This window comes from Xanthomonas sp. JL1 (assembly GCF_038405005.1).
In genome coordinates this window covers 1-17,611 of sequence record NZ_JBBYGR010000009.1, presented here as the reverse complement: position 1 = coordinate 17,611, position 17,611 = coordinate 1, and the positions used below count along the sequence as shown (strand labels likewise).

The following is a 17,611-nucleotide window of genomic DNA, read 5'->3' as shown; positions in this document are numbered from 1 at the left end:
GTGCCACCACCGCGCCTGCGACAAAACCGGTAAGGCCTAGGCCTGCAACGTTACGCTGCTCACTCCGCCATTGCGCCTGCCTGGCACGCTCGAGGCGCAAGGCCTCCTGCTCCGCAGGATCCCGCGTCAATATCGCCTGAGCTATCGCATCAGCTTCCGATGGTTTCATTGTCGTCACTGCGCCGATTGTTGAAGTGATTGGCGATGTTACGTTAGGGCACTTGCTTGCGCCCAAATGACGCCACCGACGAAAACTCTGCGCGAACAGCGGGCGTACATAGCCGCCACGCTAATGCTGCGTGTATGCCGCCGATTGCCAGTGCACCCACGCCGGTGAGAACCACCGCCATCTGCCGGGTGGCCTGCAAACGTGCCTGCAGTTGTGGCCACTCCGGGCTTTGCAGCGCATCGGCGGGCAACAGCGTTTGTACGCCGTCGAACAACGGCCCGATCAACGCCAGCCCGCCGAAATTAAGTAGCCCGGTCACCAACAACACCGCCACGAAGCCGATTCTTGCCCACTCGCGCCGCTGTAGCAGCGCCCAACTCAACCCGGAGAAGGCCGCTGAAAGCACCATCCCGGCGACAGAGAGCGACATCGCGTGGTCGATCAGCCACTGCCACGAGGGGGGCAGGGTGATGCCTTCTGGCAGTCCTAACGATGCTGCATCTGGCGTCAGCGCGATCATTGCGATCTGCACCAGATTGGCCAGCGCACTGACCACCCCCAGGAACAACGAGACCCACGCCAACGGGGTTACGAAGCCGCCGCGCTGCTTTGCCGATGCTGGTTGCATGGCGCTCATTGCAGCGATGCGATGTGGGCGGCCACCATCCCCCGACCAGGAGGATCCAGCGCAGGTTGCAGTTGCGCGTACCACGCAGGCACTGCGTCGGCTGGCAGGCATTCGCGCAACAGCGCTGTGCTGCGCTCAAGAAAGGCTTCGAGAAACGGCAGCCCGCGCACGTACAGGAAGTGGCTGTCGGTCATCGACATGCCGGCATACGCTTCGCGCAACCATTCCAGGTGCGGCAGCGCGTGCGCACCGTGGCCGGCACGGGTGAGTGCGGTGAGGAAGCTGGTGCGCGCGATGGCGGGCGAGGTCGATCGCTCCTGCGCGTTGAGATCATCGAACGTCAGCAACCACTGCGCACCACGATCGATCTCGTTGCACATCACCGAGGTGGTCGCCAGCTGCAGGGCGTTGTGGGCGGTGGGCTCCAGCGCGCATAGCGCCAGCCAGTACGGATAGGCTTCGCGATAGCGGTCCAAGGCGCTCAACGACAGGGCACACAGGCGCTGCGCGTCCGCACCGAGGTGTAGCTGCGCTTGCGCGGCGTTGTAGGCTTCGATGTGGTCGCTGCGCTGAAACGCCGTCAGCGCCGGCTGCAGTGCGGGGTCGATCTCGGCTGCCGCCGCCTCCGACGCGTCTACGGCAGCGGCAGGTGCTGCGGTCGGTTCTGTGCGCGGCGTGCTTGCCGCAGCGCTCTTGCGTCCAAACAACCGGTCCCACAGGCCCATCGCGTTTCCCTTCCCTGCGCCAGTGGTGAGTGGAAGCGCCGCCATGCCGGCGGCGCACCGGTCATGCGGCGGACCGATGCAGCGGTGCACGCGTGGCGATGGCGCGTTACCGATCCTGCACCAAGCTTAGAGCCACTCGCGTAGCAACAGGTGAGTGCGAAGCAACTGGATTGCGCGCTTGGTTGCTGCGCGCTCTGGCCATGATTGCGCAGGCGCAGCTAAGAGCAGCTAACAAACCGACTGCGCTCACCGCCAGGCGGGCGCGGCCGGTGCTCGGAATCGGCATGTACCACGCGTCCACTGCGGTTCTGAGCGCGCCGTCCGCGCCCACCTGACGGCTGCTCGCGACGTGTTGTTCGCCGCTCTAAGGACACGCGCAACGCCCGGGCGCTGCGCGCGTCGTCCCTTTGCATCGAAGGACCGCCACCCGCAGCTCCACCGGATTCAGGGCTTCACTTGCGCATTGAACAGCTTGAGGATGCGCTTGTACTCGTCCAGCCACGAATCGGCACGCGTAAAGCCGTGGCGTTCCAGGGGGTACAGTGCCAGCTGCCAGTTGTCCTTGTGCAGCTCCATCAGCTTCTGGGTCATGTCGACCGAGTCCTTGAAGAACACGTTGTCGTCGATCATGCCGTGGGCGATCAGCAGATGGTCGCGCAGGCCCTCGGCGTAGTTGATCGGCGAGGAGGTCTTGTAGGCCTCCGGATCCAGCTCAGGCGTGTTGAGGATGTTGGAGGTGTATTCGTGGTTGTACTGCATCCAGTCGCCGACCGGGCGCAGCGCCGCGCCGGCCTTGAAGGTGCCGGGGCTGCGGAACAGCGCCATGTAGGTCATGAAGCCGCCGTACGAACCGCCATAGATGCCGGCGCGCGCGCGGTCGCCCTGTTTGGTGGCGACCAGCCAGTCCAGCCCGTCCAGATAATCTTCCAGCTCGGTGTGGCCCATGTTGCGATAGATCGCGGTGCGCCAATCGCGGCCGTAGCCTCTGGAGGCGCGGTAGTCCAGATCCAGCACGATGTAGCCCTGCTGCACCAGCAAGTTGTGGAACATCTGCTCGCGGAAATACGGCGTGTAGCGCTCGGAGACGTTCTGCAGATAGCCGGCGCCGTGCACGAACATCACGATCGGATACTGCTTGCCCGGCTCGGGAGTGGTCGGCCCGTAATACTTGCCCCACACCGTGCCGGCACCGTGTTTGGACGGCACTTGCACGTACTGCGGCGCAATCCACGGCTGCGCCTTGAATGCGGGCGTACGCGTGTCGGTGAGCACGGTGGCCTGGCCACCGGTGGCCGGCACCACGGCCAGTTGCGTCGGCAGATAGCTACCCGAGTAACTCACCAGCAACTGCTGCCCGTTCGGCGACAGGCTGAAGCCTTCCACGCCGTTCAATGCAGTGACTTCGGTGAGCTGATCGTTGCGCAGGTCGAGCTTGCAGACTTCGTAATCGCCCGGCCATTTCTGGTTGCACAGGAAGAACATGCCGCTGCCATCGGCGCTGGGCACCGGCATCGACACTTCCCATTTGCCGCGGGTGCGCTGGCGCGGTTTGCTGTTGCCTTCCATGGTGTACAACTGCGAATAGCCGGATTCTTCCGACAGCAGCCACAGCGTGCGGTTGTCGGGCAGCCAGCCGAAATCGTTGAAGTCCCAGTTGATCCAGGCGCTATCGCTCAGGCGGTGACGCGGCTGCAGCTTCGCGTTGTCCAGGTCGACGCTGGCGATCCAGCGGTCCTTGTTGTCCACCGCGCGAATTTCCACTGCCACGTTGCGGCCGTCGTCGCTCCAGTGCACTGCCGGCCCGCTGCCGTCGCCATTGCTTTCCACACGTACCGCGCGGTTGCCCTTGAGTGCGTCGCGCTTGGCGGCCTTGCGCAATGCGGCCAACGGGTCGGTGGCAATGCCGGGCAGGGGGTCGAAAGACAGTGACTTGGCCGTGCCCGCACTGACATCCACCAGCCACAGCGCGTGCGCCACCGATGCATTGCGGCCGACGCGGGTGCGCACTTCCTGAAATTCTTCGTAGCCGGATTCGGTGACGTATTTGGGCATTTTGCCGGCCTGCCCTTCTTCGGCGTTCGTGGCCTGGGTCACCACCAGCAGATGGCGGCCGTCCGGCGACAACGCGCTATCGACGATCTCCACCTCATCGCCCAGATACACCGGCGCTGCCGCACGCGTGGCATCGGCGCGGCGCCAGGCGTCGTCCTGCGTGCGCAGCGCGTCGCGTTGCTCCTTGTCGCGGCGCAAGGTGGCCAGCGTGGCCAGTTGGTGCTCGCGCAGCACATCGGGTTTGGGGGCGGCGTCAGGGTCGCGCTCGGCCTTGACCACCGCCACCTGCGCGGTGCCCCCATCGGCGCGCCAGTGGTACCAGTTGTTGCCCGCGCGCCAGATCGCACCGCCGTCGCTGGCGAACTGCGGACGCGATTCGATCTCGTTGCTGCGGGTCAGCTGGGTCAGCGCACCGGAGCGCAGATCGCGCAGGAAAATGTCCCCGTTCCGTGCGAACAGCATGCGCTGACGGGTGGCGTCGTAGCTCGGGTTTGCCGCATCCAGGCCGGCGCGCGCGGTGTCGGCCACGCGTTCGGCCGTGCCGCCGGCAGTGCTCTGGCGATAGGTGTCGCGCACCGGGCTGCCGGCGCGCTTGAGCAGGTATTGCACCTGTTTGCCGTCCCATTGCCACCAGGCCTGGTCCACAGACGGCCCGATCCAGTCCGGGTCGGCCATCGCCTGTTCGATGGTGAGCGGGGCGGCAGACTGCGCATGCGCAGCGGCGGCCAGCAGCAGAAGGGTCAACGGCAACAATCTGGGCATCGGACACGGCGGGACGCAAAGGACAGCGCGCAAGCCTAGCAGTTCGCCTCCGCAGCGGGCTTGGGCCACAGGTCATGCGTACGTGGCGATGTGCAGTGCGGGCGACAACCAACAGCTCGCGATTAGTGGCCACGACCATACCCAGCGCTGTGCAAGGCGTGCAGTGCAGGCGAGCGCAGCGCGTGGCACCAGCGAGGTGCGATGCGACAGCGAAAAAATGAATTCTTCAACGCTACTGGGCTGGCGAAGCCACGCGTGCGCGTGCCGGGCTGGCACAAGCGCAGACGCATCCGGGGAAATTTCGCAGGACTCTGGAAAACGTAGCCGTGCAGAGACATCGCACGACAGCCATCACACCCACAGCGAGCCGGTGCATCGCAGCGGAACCTCTGAACAACGCGTGGCGTTACGAGCGAACCTGGGATTCCGCTTGATCGCGGCGGTCGCTCATGCTGCAAATCAATGACTTGCGAGTTATGGAGACTGCCCCAGCGACTGATCGTAAGCTGGCGAAACAGTTGTTCCGAGGTTTCCTGGGCGCTGCCACGCCGGTGGAGTATCTCCGACCGGCGAGCAGATGATTTGCCGTGCCGCACAACGCGCACGCCGCCTACACACATGTGCAAGCCATCGACACAAGACGCGCTCGCCGCGGTTTGCCGCAGAGGGAACTTCCCGACTTGCCAGCAGCGCGGGTGGCGGACAAGCTAGCGTGCTCTTGCGACCGACGGTTTTCATGTCCAGCCTGCCTGCTCCCCCTATTTCCCATCCGATGGCTGTTGGTGCGCTCGACCGGCCGCTGGCCTGGCGCGCGGGGCAGTCGGTCGATCTGGCCACCTTCATCGCGCATGTGCACGGTCTGGCGCAGCAGCTGCCTGAAGGTAGCCATGCAGTGAATTTGTGCGAGGACCGCTACCGTTTCATGGTGGCGTTCTACGCGTGCGCGCTGCGCGGGCAGGTATCGCTGCTGCCATCGTCGCGTGCACCTGCGGTAGTGGGCGAAGTGCAGGCGCGCCACGCCGATGCGTACTGCCTGGGCGATCTGGACCTGGAGCTCGCGCCGCCGCGGTATTGGCAGCTGCCTGCCGAATTGCCGCAGGCTGCGGGCCCGATTCCACAGTTGGCCGACGACGCGCTGGTGGCGATCGGTTTCACCTCGGGCACCACCGGCAGCCCGCAACCCAATCCCAAGACCTGGGGCAGTTTCCTGACCAGCACGCGCCAGGATCTGGTCGCGCTGGAAAGCCTGTGGGCGCACACCGACGCTGTGCCGCACGTGGTCGCCACGGTGCCGCCGCAGCACATGTATGGCATGGAGTTGTCGGTGCTGCTGCCGATGGTGACCACCCTGGCAGTGCACGCCGAGCGCCCGTTCTTCCCGGACGATGTGGCGCGTGCGCTGGCCGATATTCCCGCGCCGCGTGTCTTGGTGACCACGCCCGTGCATCTGCGTGCGTTGGTCGAATCCGGCGTGGCACTGCCGCCGCTGGCCGGCATCGTGTCGGCCACTGCACCGATGGCGCCGGAAATCGCCGCTGCGGCCGAAGCGCGTTTCGGTGGTGAAGTGCGCGAGATGTTCGGCTCCACCGAAACCTGCGTGTTCGCCGTGCGTCGCACGGCGCTGGAAGCGGCATGGACGCCTTTGCCCGGTGTGCGCCTGGAAACGCAGGCCGCAGGCACGCTGGTGCATGCGCCGCATCTGGCCACACCGGTGCTGCTGGCCGACATGATGGACGTGGCCGACGACGGCCGTTTTCAGGTACGCGGCCGTCAAGCCGATCTGCTGGAAATTGCCGGAAAACGCGCATCGCTGGCCGATCTCACCCGGCGCCTGCTCGCCATTCCCGGTGTGGTCGATGGCACCATCGTGCAACTCGCGCCCGACTCCGGCCAGGCGGTCGGCCGCATCGCCGCGCTGGTGGTCGCTCCCTCCCTGGACGAAGCCCAGGTGCTGGCCGCACTGCGCGTCAGCGTAGACCCGGTGTTCCTGCCGCGCCGTCTGCGCAAGGTCGCCGCATTGCCACGCAACGAAACCGGCAAACTGCCGCGCGATGTGGTGCTGGGCTTGCTCAAGGGTGAGTGAGGCTGGGTAAGCCCGTCTGCAGCTCGCTCACGCCGGCCAGATGAGAGCGGACGGCTCACTGGTCAAGCGCTGGATGCGCGCAGAGTTAGGCCGTGGGGAGCACGTCTGTTGGTGGGTCCGGCTTCGGTCGGTTCGCTTGCATGCGGTCGGCTTCGGGAGTCGTCATCGCCGTTGCTGGGTGCGGCAACTTCGTTGCGTCGCCCTTGTACGTCATTGCCGCGCTGCGCGTGTTGCATTTGGCTTCGCTGGCAACCCGCACCGGGCATCGTTGGGCAAGCTCCATCTGGCAAGCTGTGGCACACTCGGTCCAGGCGGCAGTGCTGGGGAGCATGGTTGCACCATCCAACCTTTTTCGGCCGCTCACTGCCTGACAACTCTTCGAGCCGAAGAGTGCTTTGCAACTCGGTTTAATTCAGGCGTTAGGCGGTAGGACGGATCTTTGAGGGGGATTGATGCCATACGAGCTAAAGGATCGCTTGGTCATTGGGGTTGCATCGAGTGCTGTGTTCGATTTGCGGCACTCGGATGCCGTGTTCAGGAGCCAAGGCGAGGAACAGTATCGGAAGTATCAGGAAGAGAACCTGGGCTCCCCGCTGCCTAAGGGAATAGCTTTCCCCTTCATAAAGCGCCTTCTTGCGCTCAACGACCTCAGCCCAGATCCCACGGATCCTTTGGTCGAGGTCGTGCTTCTCTCCCGCAACGATCCAGATACTGGCCTGCGGGTGATGAAGACTATTGAGCACTACGGCCTAGGGATGACAAGAGCGATCTTCATGCAGGGGCGGTCGCCCTACGAGTACATTCCTGCTCTCAACATCGCACTCTTCCTGTCTGGACATAAGCCAGATGTCGAGGCTGCAATTGGCCTTGGCCATCCCGCCGGGCAAGTGCTCGATTCAGAGTTTGACGATGATGAAGATGATAAGACTCTTCGCATAGCGTTCGACTTCGATGGTGTCCTCGCGGGGGACGAATCAGAATCGGTGATGCAAGCCTCCGGTCTCTCGGCGTTCCACGACCACGAAGTGAAGAACGTGATGCAGCCTCACAATCCCGGGCCGCTTAAAGAGTTCTTGGTTCGGGTGTCAAAGATTCAGTCCGTTGAGGAGGTGCACCGGGAGCAGAATCCCGATTACCAAAATCGAGTCCGCGTTTCTATCGTAACTGCACGTAATGCCCCCTCCCACGAGCGCGCACTTAAAACTCTTAAAAGTTGGGGCGTCATGGCAAACGATGCATTCTTTCTCGGCGGAATTGAGAAGGGCAAGGTCCTCGGAGTGCTGAAGCCGCACATCTTCTTCGATGACCAGTCTGGCCATCTGGAGTCGGCAAGCGCGGTTGCCCCTTCGGTTCACATTCCCTTCGGCGTCACAAATCAGCCGAAGCTCGGTGGTGAGTCGCCTGCAGTCTAACAACTCATGTACGGACTCCCATTGCAATAGCGCACAGCGTGAGCGTCGATGGGCGAAGCGGATCGGTTGCAGTCGTATAGACGGCCTTGGGTTGCGCATTGAGTGCTCGGGCCATCATGAAATCCGCAGAATGATGGTCGTCTCTGCCTGGCGCATGCCGCGTCCCGCACTCCGCAATGCGCGTGTCAGTGGATCGCCGGCCTGCGGGTCGTCCCGGGCGGCAGCATCCGCACGTACAGCATCCTTCAGCCATGCACCCCATCGATCTCCACCGCCAGCTCATCGCGGCAGATCACTGCGTGCAGCAGCAGGCGTGGCACCGCGTCGCCGAAGCGGGCGTCCAGTGCCTGGGCGACCTTGGGCAGGTCGTCGCGTTCGCGCACATAGACTTTCAGGCGGGTGCCGGCACCGAACTGCGCGGGTAACGCCGACGCGTGCAGGCGCGCGGCGCCGAGCAGGGCGTCGAAGTTGGCGAAGGTTTCTTCCAGCTGCGCCAGCAGTTGGCCGGTGTGCATCGAGGCGTGGCCCACCACGGCCGCGGTGCCTGACAACAGCAGCGGCATGTCGCTGCCGGCCGGCGGCAACATGGCGCGCGCGAAACTCGGCGGCTGCGGGCCGTACTGGCGCGGGTAGTTGTAAGCGCTCACCTGCCGCGGGTTTTCCAGCGGCATACCGGCATTGGCGGCCGCCAACCAGTAAATCTGGATGATGCGCTCGTCATCGCAACGGCCCACGGCGGTGGCGGCCGGCAATTGCGCCGTGTCGAATGCGCCCAGTCCGCGTGCACGGCCCACGCAAAACTGGCGGTAACGTTCGCGGTCGCCGCTGCCCAGGGTGATGGCGTCCAGGTAATTCCAGATACGCAGCAACCGCGGCGTCTGGCTGCCGCTGACAAAGGCGGTGATTTCCGCATACGCCTTGGCGGCGGCTTCTTCGATATCGAGGTCCTGCTCGTCGATCTCGATCACGCCAAAATGCAAATGACCGTCGCTGGACCAGGCGATATTGCCCTCGCGGCCGCTGCGCACCGGCGCAGCGGTGCGCCAAACTTCCAGCACGCTGGCCTGATACGGCTGCAACGGCACGCGCAGATAGCGCGGGTCGTGCAGGCGCGGCGCCGCATCGCCGAAGCCGAACACGGCCAGCACCTGCGGGTCGGCCAGCAACACGCCGGGGTCGGTCTGGTCAACATAGTCGACCTGCAGGCGGGGATGGCGCACGGCGTGCGTGGTCTGGGCCTGGGAAGCGGTCATTGAGCGTCTCGTTGTTGCGTGTCGCGTTGCAAGGTGTCGCCCTCGAAGCCGAGCTTGGCCTGGCGCCGGCGGTGGCGCCACGACTGCCAGGCGCGCGGTAGCATCGACAAAGTGGTGAGTGCGTACAGGGCACGGAAGGCGCGTAGGCGAATGCGGACTTTGGGGCTGTCGAACACGTCGCCGGCCAACATTGCCACCACCGCCTGTTCCACCTGCCAGGTGTTTTGCGGCTGCGCGAACAAGGTGCGCATGGTGGGTGAGGTGAAGCGGTAGATGAACCACTTGAATTCGTCCACGCCGCGGGTCAATTCGCGTTGTAAGGCACGCTGCAGTTTCGCTTCCGACTGCGGGGCGCGTAGTGCGGCATCCACCATGGCTGCGCCGCGTTCGGCGCCGTGCATGGCCAGAAACACGCCGGAGGAAAACATCGGGTCGACGAAGGTGTAGGCATCGCCCAGCATCAACCAGCGCGGCCCTGCCATGCGCGTGCATTCGTAGGCGTAATTGCCGGTGGCATGTACCGGTGCCACGCGCTCGGCGTCGAGCATGCGCGCGTTGAGTTCGGGATTGAGCGCCAGCGTGCGCATCAAAAAGGCCTCGCTGTCGCCCTTACGGGTTTTCATGTACTCGGGGTAGCAGACTGCGCCCACGCTCATGATGTCCTCCGGCAGCGGAATCAGCCACATCCAGCCATGCGCATGCCGGTAGATGCTGATGTTGCCGGCATCCTCGCCCGGGCGCCGCGTCACGCCGCGGAAGTGGCTGAACAACGCGGCCGATTGATGCTTGGCGTTGGCGCGTTTGAGCTTGAGGCGGGTGCCCAGAAAGGTATCGCGGCCGCTGGCATCGAGCAGATAGCGCGGGCGGAACTGCTGTACGCCGCCGTCGACCGTGCGTGCCTGCAGCAGCGGTTGTTCGCCGTCGAACGCGACCTGCTCCACGCTGACCTGTTCGCGTGCATCCACGCCCGCCGCGCGCGCGCGCTGGAACAACACCTGGTCGAATTGCGCACGCGGCACCTGGAAGGCGAAATCGGCCTTGGCATCGAGCGCGTGCGAAAAACGAAACGTGTTGTAGCCGCCGCTGTCGTTCGGGAAATCCGCGCCACGCTTGAGCACGCCGATGGCGCGCACATCGGCGAGCACGCCCAGGCGTTCGAGAATCGGCATGTTCATCGGCAGCAACGATTCGCCGATATGAAAGCGCGGATGCTGCTCCTTCTCGAGCAGGGTAACGGACCAGCCGAGCTCGGCAAGCGCGATGGCCGCAGTGCAGCCAGCCGGGCCGCCGCCGACGATCAGGACATCCGGACACTCCGGTCCGGGAGCCGGCCCGGCTGCCGGCATGGCGGTCGGGGTGTGGCGAACAGCGTTGGAAGTCATCCTGGAACGAACCTGCAGCGGGCGAGCGTCATGCAGTCATGATAACCTGCTCTGCCGCCCTGACAGCCCGCGGGCCGCCGATCCATGTGTGAACAACGCCGGCAGCACGTGCAGGCGTCGGTCAGACCGCGCGGCAGATGCTCGGATTGGCAGTGACGGCAACGTACACTACGGCCGACGCGACGCCCACGCACTCCGATGGTCGCCCGCGCTGCTGTTGCTTCTTCCCACTCTTGCCGCCCTACCCTGACCTGTGGAAATCCTGGATGTCCTCGCAAACCGCTGCCGAACGTGAACTGGCCGAACTCCTGGTCGAAAGTCTGAACCTGGAAGACGTCCAACCCGCCGACATCGATCCGGAGGCGCCGTTGTTCAACACCGGGCTGGGGTTGGACTCGATCGATGCGCTGGAACTGGCGCTGGCGATCAGCAAGCGCTACGGCTTCCAGCTGCGTTCGGACAACGACGAGAACCGTCGCATCTTCGCGTCGCTGCGCGCATTGTCGGCGCATGTCGAAGCCAACAAGACCGTCTGATCTGCCGACTGCGCCATCCCCCGACGCACCTGCATGGGTGCTGGGCATGGGCGTTCTGCTGGCGGTGGCGTATTCGCCGTTGGCGCATTGGGCCAATGCCAGTCACCGCCCGGAGGTGGCCGCCATCGCCGGTGGTTTGCTGGTGCTGATGGTCTTGATCGAACCGATGGTTGCGCGCCGGGCCTGGGCCTGGGCGCTGGCACTGCTGCTGCTCGCCGGATTGGGCGTGCTGTGGCATTCGCCGTACGCGATGGTGGTGCTGGCGGCGCCGCCGGTGGTGTTTACCGGTTGGGTCGCCTGGTTCTTCGGGCGCAGCCTGCGCCACGGCCGCACGCCGCTGATCACGCGCATTGTGGAAGGCCTGTACGGCCAGGCCGGCATGCCGGTCACGCCCGAACAACGCCGCTACACGCGCCGTCTCACGCTGGCCTGGGCATTGCTGCTGTGCGGCCTGACCCTGGCCAATCTGGTGCTCGGCCTGTGCGCCGAACCCAGCGGCGTGCTGACGCAGTTGGGCTATGCCTCGCCGCTGCCGATCAGCGATGCGCGCGCCTCGTTGTTCGCCAATCTGCTCTGCTATGGCGTGATTGGCGGTTTCTTCATTGGGGAATATCTATTGCGCGGCCGCTGGTTTCCACAGCGTCCCTATCGTAATCTGCCAGACTTCTTGCGTCAGATGGCGCGGCTCGGGCCGGACTTCTGGCGCGATCTGCTGCGCTGAGTGCGTGGCCAGGGGTAGCGACGTACGTGCATACTTTCGGGGACAAGACAAAGATGCCGTTGGCAAGGATGCCGTCGCGCCTGGCGTGGGCTGTGTTCAACCTGTTGCAATTGGCATTCACGCTGGCCTTTACCGCTGGCGGGATCGTCTACGCATTGGCATTGATGGCGATCACGCGCGATGCCGACCGGATGTTGCGCATGGGGAGCTGGATGTGGGCGCCAGTGCTGTTCCGCGGCGCGGGAGTCACGGTCATCGTGGAAGGGCGCGAGCGGGTGGATTGGTCCAAGAACTATCTGTTCGTGAGCAACCACCAGTCGATCATCGACATTTGCGCGCTGTTCTACGCCTTGCCGGTGCCGCTGCGCTTCTTACTCAAGGAAGAAATGCTCAAGGTGCCGTTCGTGAACTGGTATGCGCGCGCTACCGGCATGCTGTTTCTGGACCGCGACAGCCGCAGGGCAGGGGCACTGGTGCGACGTCAGGTGGCTGCGTTGTTGCGCCAGGGCAAACAGTTGTGTCTGTTTCCCGAAGGCACCCGCAGCCGCACCGGCGCATTATTGCCATTCAAGGTCGGGCTACTGCAGGCTGCTATCGATGCTGGCGTGCAGGTGGTTCCGGTGGCGCTGGACGGCTGCGGCAGGGTGTTGCCGGTCGATGGCCTGTTCAGGGTGCGCCCCGGCATCATCCGCGTGCGGATCGGTACGCCGATCGCTGTGACCGGGCCGGATGCGCCGGATCGCCAACAATTGACCGAGCAGGCACACAAGGCCGTGGCTGCAATGCTTCACCCCAGGATCTGAGTTCCACGCTTATGGATTTCGTTGTGCCGCATGATCATCCCTGCCTGCCCGGACATTTCCCGGGTCGTCCCGTGGTGCCTGGCGTGGTCGTGCTCGACCATGTGCTGCAGGCGGTGGAAGCACTGCATGGTCCACGCGCGGCCGCGCGCCTGCCGCAGGTGAAGTTCGTGCAGCCGTTGCTGCCCGGCCAGACCGCCTCGGTCACACTGGAAGGCGATGGCCCGCGTTGGCGCTTCCGTGTGCAGCGTGCCGATGTAGTGCTGGTCAGCGGCGAACTGGTGGCGGAGGCGGGGACATGAGCAAGCACTGGAAACAGCGTCCGGAAGGCGGTGGGCGCTTTGCGCTGTGGCTGATCCGCGGCATCGCACGGCACGGCGGGCGTGTAGTGGGACGCGCGCTGCTATATCCGATCACGCTGTACTTCCTGCTGGTGCGCGCGCCTGAGCGCGCCGCCTCGCGTGCCTATCTGGCGCGGGTACTCGGCCGCCCGGCCACGCTGCGCGATGTGGCGCGGCACATTCACACCTTCGCCTCGACCATCCTCGATCGGGTGTACATGCTGTGCGGGCAGATGCAGCGCTTCCGCGTGGATATCTCCGGCCTGGATCAACTGCATACGCAAATGGATCGTGGCCGCGGCGTGCTGATCTTCGGCTCGCATCTAGGCAGCTTCGATGCGCTGCGCGTGCTGGCCACCGAGCGCCCGGACGTGCAGGTCAAGGTGGTGTTGGACAAGGCGCACAACCGCGCCATGACCGACCTGCTGGGCGCGCTCAACCCGCAGCTGGCCGCCAACATCATCGACGCCGGCATGGATGCGACCTCGATCGTCATGGCGATCAAGGAAGCCACCGACGCCGGTGCGCTGGTGGCGCTGCTGATCGATCGCCCGCGCGAAGGCGACCCGGCGCTGCCGGCGATGTTCCTCGGCCGCAATGCCATGTTCCCGACCTCGCCGTGGCTGATCGCCGCTGCGCTCAAGGTGCCGGTGGTGCTGGCATTCGGCCTGTATCACGGTGGTAATCATTACGAGCTGGCGTTCGAAACCTTCAGCGAAGGCCTGGACGTGCCGCATCGTCAGCGCGCCCCCATGCTTGCGGTACTCATGCGCGATTACGCTGCCAGGCTGGAACATTACACTTGCTACGCGCCGTACAACTGGTTCAACTTCTACGATTTCTGGAACACCCACCATGCCGATGTGCCGCACCCTGCCGTGGATGCTGATACTGCTGTTCAGCGCCGCACCGCTATGCGCCGCACCGCCTGAGACGCTCGACGTCGGGCAGGTGCTGGAGCGCCTGGCGCGCCCCGCACCGGTCAGCACCGAATTCGTCGAACTGCGGGGCTCTTCCTTGCTGAAGACGCCGTTGCGCGTCGAGGGCCACTACCGTCGCCCGGATGCGCAGACGCTGGTGCGCGAAGTCAGCGCGCCGTACCACGAAACCACCACGCTGACTGGCGACGAAGGCGTGCTGGAACGCGAAGGCAAATCGCCGCGTCGTTTCTCGTTGAGCCGTGTGCCCGAACTGGCCGGCTTGAAGTCCGGCTTCGGCGCGCTGTTGTCCGGCGACCGCGCGCTGCTGGAGCAGCACTACAGCGTCAGTGGGCAGGGCCAGCCGCAGGCCTGGCTGCTGACGTTGCAGCCCAAGGACGCCGCGGTGGCCAAGCAGGTGCGCCAATTGCGTCTGTACGGACGCAAGGACGAACTGCGGTGTATCGAAAGCGTGCCGGCCAAGGGCGACGTGCAGCGCACGCTGCTGGCCGGTGCGGCGCGCGAAGCGGCCGGCGTGACCGATGCCACCGCGCTGACAACGCTCTGCCACGGTTCTGGCGCGTGACCGCGCGCGTGATGGGTGCGCCGGTCGTCTCTAAACACATCGCACCATTCGCAGCTGAAACGCGCACGTTGCCGATAACGACCGATGCCGCGCCTGCGGCCGGCGTGCGTTCGGCCGCTGCAGCAGGACACGCACACCATGGCGCTTGAGTTGAACGCAAACCGCCGCATCGGCCTGGCGCTGCTGTGGCTGGCATTGCTGGCGGTGGCCGGATTCTGGTTGAGCGAGACGCTCAAGGTTACCGGGGATCTACGCAAATTCATGCCCGCCCCGCGCACGCCGGCGCAAAAACTGTTGATCGAAGAACTCGGCGAAGGCCCTGGATCGCGGCTGCTGCTGATGGCGTTGTCCAATAGCGACCCCGTCACCTTGGCCGAGCAGTCGCAGCAACTGCAGAAAGCACTGGCCGCACAGCCGGAGCTGTTCGAGCTGGTCGGCAACGGTGGTAACGCCGGGTTGGAGGCGATTCCCAAGCGCTTGCTGCCGTATCGCTATCTGCTCAGCGACAGCTTCGACAAGACTCCGCTGGATGCGCCCACGTTGGAAGCGGCGTTGCAGGCGCGCGTGCAGGATCTGGGCTCGCCGGCGGCAGCCATGGTGGAGCCGTTGCTGCCGCGCGACCCCACGATGGAAATCCTGCATCTGGCCGAAACCCTGCAGCCGGCAGCGATGCCGCAGACGCGCAATGACGTGTGGTTCGATCGTGCCGGCACGTCGGCGCTGTTGATCGTGCAGACGCGCGCGGCCGGCTTCGACCCCACCGGCCAGCAGCTGGCCTACGACGCCGTGCAAGCGGCCTTCGCGAAAGTCAGCAAGGGCACGTCCACGCGCTTGACGCTGACCGGGCCGGGTGCATTCGCGGTGGAAATCACCGCGCGCACCCAAGGCGAGGCGCAATGGATCGGCACGCTGGATACGGTGGGCCTGGTGCTGTTGCTGCTGGTGGCCTACCGCAGCTGGAAGATTCCGGTGCTCGGCGTGTTGCCCCTGGCCAGCGCCGGTCTGGCCGGCTTGGGCGCTGTCGCAGTGCTGTTCGACGGCGTGCACGGCATCACCGTGGCGTTCGGGTTCACCCTGATCGGCGTGGTACAGGATTATCCGATTCACTTGTTTAGTCATCAGCGCCCCGGTCTGGATCCGCGCGAAAACGCACGGCATCTGTGGCCGACGTTGGTCACCGGCGTGGTTTCCACCTGCATTGCCTATGTGACCTTCCTGTTTTCCGGTGTGGACGGTTTGCGGCAGCTGGCGGTGTTCACCATCGCCGGCCTTGCCACCGCCGCGGTCACTACGCGCTGGATGCTGCCGGCCTTGATCGATCCGGCTCCGCGCGACTATGCCGATTCGCGCCTGCTGGCCGTGCTGTGGCGTGGCGTGGCACGCTTGCCGCGGCCACGCATCGTCAGCCTGGCGGTGATGGCCGTGCTCAGCATTGCCGTGATCGTGCTTGCGCCGGGGCAGTTCTGGCAGAACGATCTGTCGAAGCTGACGCCGGTGCCGCCCAAGGCATTGGCGCAGGACATGCACCTGCGTCAGGAACTGGGTGCGCCGGATGTGCGTTACGTGCTGGCGCTACCGGCCGCGAACGATGAGGCGGCACTGCAGGCCAGCGAGCAGTTGCGCCCGCGCCTGGATGCATTGGTGCGCAATGGTGACTTGCTCGGTTACGACATGGCGGCGCGCTATCTGCCCAGCGCCAAGACCCAGCATGCGCGGCAGGCGGCGTTGCCCGACGCCGCGCAGGCGCGTGCGTTCACCGAGACTGCTGTCGCCACCACGCCGTTCCGCAGCGATGCGTTTGCGCCGTTCCTGCAGGATCTGGACGCCGCCAAGCGCGCCGCACCGCTGCTGCCGAAGGATCTGACCGGCTCGCCGCTGGCGACCTCGGTCGGTGGTTTGTTGCTGGGCCGTGGCGATCGCAGCACCGCACTGGTGTCGTTGACCGGCCTGCGCGATCCGGCGGTCCTGGCGGCTGCCGTGCAAGGCAGTGGCGCGCAATTGCTGGATCTGAAGGAAGCCTCCGAATCGTTGGTGGCTGCCTACCGTGGACGCGTGCTCGGTGCGCTGGTATTGGCCGCCTTGTTGCTGGCGGTGACCGTGGCGATCGCACTGCGTAGTCCGCGCCGCATCGTGCGGGTGTTGCTGCCGATGGCGCTGACCACGGTGCTGATCCTGGCGATCCTGCGCGGCACCGGGGTGGAGCTCAATTTGTTCCATCTGATCGCGCTGATCCTGGCCGCCGGCCTGGGCCTGGATTACGCGCTGTTCTTCGATCACGCCGGCGACGATCACGCCGACCAGCTCCGCACGCTGCACGCATTGATCGTGTGCAGCCTGATGACCCTGCTGGTGTTCGCGTTGTTGGCCGCGTCCAGCATTCCGGTCTTGCGTGCGATCGGCAGCACGGTGGCGCTGGGCGTGTTGTTCAATTTCATTCTGGCCTTGCTGGTATCGCGCGAACCGGCGCTGGAACGCACCGCGAATGGAGAGCCGCATGCAGGGACGTGACGCGATTGCCACGCTGATTCCACACCAGGGCAGCATGTGCCTGTGGGAAGACGTGATCGAGTGGGATGCGCAGCGCATCGTGCTGCGTAGTCACGCGCATCGCAGCGATGCGCATCCGTTACGTTCCAACGGGCGCCTGCGTGCACTACATCTGTGCGAATACGGTGCGCAGGCCATGGCCGTGCATGGCGGTTTGCTGGGCCGCGCATCCGGCAAGCCGGTACGCCCGGGCATGCTGGTGGCGCTGCGTGGCGTGGAGTTGCACGTGACCCATCTGGAAACGCTGCCGGAGGCGATCGACTGCGAAGCGCAGGTGCTGATGCAGGGCGAGGACAGCCAGCAATACAGTTTTCGCCTGACGCATGGCGAGCAATTGCTTGCCGAAGGGCGTGCCACGGTGATGCTGGGCGCTGCGCAGGCGTAGCGCGTTTGATCAATAGGCCGGCTCGGTGCCGGCGCTATTTGCGGTCGATTCAGAGCAGCGAACAAAACGACTGCGCTCACCGCCAGGCGGGCGCGGCCGGTGCTCGTAATCGGCATGTACCACGCGTACACTCCGGTTCTGAGTGCGCCGTCCGCACCCACCTGACGACTGCTCGCTACGTTTTGTTAGCCGCTCTTACTAATAAGTCAGTAAATTAGGGAGCGGATGTTGACGTCATGCTGTCCAACCATCCATGAAGAAGAGAGACGGACGTTTGGTATCGCGGGCGGCGCTGGAAGAAATGCGCCTGAT

At 65.0% G+C, this 17,611-nt stretch carries 15 protein-coding genes and 2 other RNA genes; 12 read left to right on the top strand and 5 right to left on the bottom strand.

Annotated elements, in window-relative coordinates:
* Window positions 1-212: 212 nt before the first annotated feature.
* Both WJW29_RS02005 and WJW29_RS02000 read right to left on the bottom strand, forming a co-directional pair.
* Complete coding sequence (locus WJW29_RS02005) at window positions 213-806, bottom strand: hypothetical protein (protein WP_011260633.1); 594 nt, start codon at window positions 804-806, stop codon at window positions 213-215.
* Complete coding sequence (locus WJW29_RS02000) at window positions 803-1,567, bottom strand: hypothetical protein (protein ID WP_228329591.1); 765 nt, start codon at window positions 1,565-1,567, stop codon at window positions 803-805. Before WJW29_RS02000 ends, WJW29_RS02005 begins: the two co-directional genes overlap by 4 nt.
* A gap of 239 nt (window positions 1,568-1,806) precedes the next feature.
* Between WJW29_RS02000 and WJW29_RS01995 the strand changes: the two genes are divergently transcribed.
* Window positions 1,807-1,883, top strand: a non-coding RNA gene (locus WJW29_RS01995) — sX9 sRNA.
* Window positions 1,884-1,966: 83 nt separating this feature from the next.
* Here WJW29_RS01995 and WJW29_RS01990 read toward each other — a convergent pair.
* Window positions 1,967-4,327, bottom strand: a complete 2,361-nt coding sequence (locus WJW29_RS01990) for a S9 family peptidase (RefSeq protein ID WP_012443849.1) — start codon at window positions 4,325-4,327, stop codon at window positions 1,967-1,969.
* Window positions 4,328-5,072: 745 nt separating this feature from the next.
* Here WJW29_RS01990 and WJW29_RS01985 point away from each other — a divergent pair.
* Window positions 5,073-6,419 (top strand): AMP-binding protein, encoded by a 1,347-nt coding sequence (locus tag WJW29_RS01985; protein WP_041182320.1) that lies wholly within the window; start codon window positions 5,073-5,075, stop codon window positions 6,417-6,419.
* A gap of 452 nt (window positions 6,420-6,871) precedes the next feature.
* Window positions 6,872-7,831: a 5'-nucleotidase gene (locus WJW29_RS01980; RefSeq protein ID WP_011409666.1), complete on the top strand. Its 960-nt coding sequence runs from the start codon at window positions 6,872-6,874 to the stop codon at window positions 7,829-7,831.
* A gap of 245 nt (window positions 7,832-8,076) precedes the next feature.
* On the opposite strand, the gene WJW29_RS01975 is transcribed toward WJW29_RS01980, so the two are convergent.
* Both WJW29_RS01975 and WJW29_RS01970 read right to left on the bottom strand, forming a co-directional pair.
* Window positions 8,077-9,084, bottom strand: a complete 1,008-nt coding sequence (locus WJW29_RS01975) for a pteridine-dependent deoxygenase like protein (RefSeq protein WP_011409665.1) — start codon at window positions 9,082-9,084, stop codon at window positions 8,077-8,079.
* A complete protein-coding gene (locus WJW29_RS01970; RefSeq protein ID WP_011409664.1) occupies window positions 9,081-10,430 on the bottom strand; it encodes an NAD(P)/FAD-dependent oxidoreductase in 1,350 nt (449 codons plus the stop codon). The genes WJW29_RS01975 and WJW29_RS01970 overlap by 4 nt, the downstream gene beginning before the upstream one ends.
* A gap of 302 nt (window positions 10,431-10,732) precedes the next feature.
* On the opposite strand from WJW29_RS01970, the gene xanC reads away from it, so the two are divergent.
* From xanC to WJW29_RS01925, 9 genes are all read left to right on the top strand, one after another.
* The gene (xanC, locus tag WJW29_RS01965) at window positions 10,733-11,002 is read left to right on the top strand and encodes a xanthomonadin biosynthesis acyl carrier protein XanC (protein WP_011260626.1); all 270 of its coding nucleotides are present in this window, start codon (window positions 10,733-10,735) and stop codon (window positions 11,000-11,002) included.
* Window positions 11,003-11,039: 37 nt separating this feature from the next.
* Window positions 11,040-11,723: a ketosynthase gene (locus tag WJW29_RS01960; RefSeq protein ID WP_080493953.1), complete on the top strand. Its 684-nt coding sequence runs from the start codon at window positions 11,040-11,042 to the stop codon at window positions 11,721-11,723.
* Between the two features lie 53 nt (window positions 11,724-11,776).
* Window positions 11,777-12,526 carry a lysophospholipid acyltransferase family protein gene (locus WJW29_RS01955; protein WP_011409662.1) on the top strand — a complete coding sequence of 250 codons (750 nt, stop codon included), beginning with the start codon at window positions 11,777-11,779 and terminating at the stop codon, window positions 12,524-12,526.
* A gap of 71 nt (window positions 12,527-12,597) precedes the next feature.
* The gene (locus tag WJW29_RS01950) at window positions 12,598-12,825 is read left to right on the top strand and encodes a hypothetical protein (protein ID WP_228329590.1); all 228 of its coding nucleotides are present in this window, start codon (window positions 12,598-12,600) and stop codon (window positions 12,823-12,825) included.
* Window positions 12,822-13,796 (top strand): acyltransferase, encoded by a 975-nt coding sequence (locus tag WJW29_RS01945; protein ID WP_011260623.1) that lies wholly within the window; start codon window positions 12,822-12,824, stop codon window positions 13,794-13,796. The genes WJW29_RS01950 and WJW29_RS01945 overlap by 4 nt, the downstream gene beginning before the upstream one ends.
* Window positions 13,720-14,367, top strand: coding sequence for a LolA-related protein (locus tag WJW29_RS01940; RefSeq protein ID WP_011409661.1), 648 nt, complete (start codon window positions 13,720-13,722; stop codon window positions 14,365-14,367). Before WJW29_RS01945 ends, WJW29_RS01940 begins: the two co-directional genes overlap by 77 nt.
* 138 nt (window positions 14,368-14,505) lie before the next feature.
* Window positions 14,506-16,875, top strand: coding sequence for an MMPL family transporter (locus WJW29_RS01935; protein ID WP_042465789.1), 2,370 nt, complete (start codon window positions 14,506-14,508; stop codon window positions 16,873-16,875).
* Window positions 16,862-17,299: a phosphotransferase gene (locus WJW29_RS01930; RefSeq protein ID WP_011409659.1), complete on the top strand. Its 438-nt coding sequence runs from the start codon at window positions 16,862-16,864 to the stop codon at window positions 17,297-17,299. Before WJW29_RS01935 ends, WJW29_RS01930 begins: the two co-directional genes overlap by 14 nt.
* A gap of 114 nt (window positions 17,300-17,413) precedes the next feature.
* A non-coding RNA gene (locus WJW29_RS01925) (sX9 sRNA) lies at window positions 17,414-17,490 on the top strand.
* Window positions 17,491-17,611: the final 121 nt, after the last annotated feature.